Origin of the sequence: Citrobacter sp. wls613, from assembly GCF_005281195.1 — a bacterium.
Lineage (GTDB): Bacteria > Pseudomonadota > Gammaproteobacteria > Enterobacterales > Enterobacteriaceae > Citrobacter > Citrobacter gillenii.
Window position 1 is genome coordinate 2,499 of sequence record NZ_SZXN01000031.1, and the last position, 319, is coordinate 2,817.

A 319-nucleotide genomic window follows, 5' to 3' on the forward strand; every position below is an offset into this window, starting at 1 on the left:
CTGGAAGTTTCAGGCGATGGGCATTAACAACGCCGAGCGCTCTCCGGACCAGCTACTGCCTGAAATGATCCGCGCAGCCCGTGATATTTTCAAACAGACCGGCGGAACGTTGCAGGGCGCTAATGCCTACGGCCTGACCAGTTTCTTCAGCATTGATGACCTGAATCGCTTTAAGAACATGAGCGATGCAGAAATTGAGGCAATGGAGAAGCGAGCCAAACGTGATGCGCAGTTATTACAGATAACTGACGAGCAGGCGCGGCAGTGGCAGGACTTCAATATTCAACTCGACTACAGCAGCCAGAGCATTAAAAACACT

The 319-nt window shown here is 51.4% G+C and carries 1 pseudogene; it reads left to right on the forward strand.

The window, feature by feature from the left end:
- A pseudogene (locus FDX01_RS23455) lies at positions 1-319 on the forward strand (hypothetical protein); the annotation flags it as partial.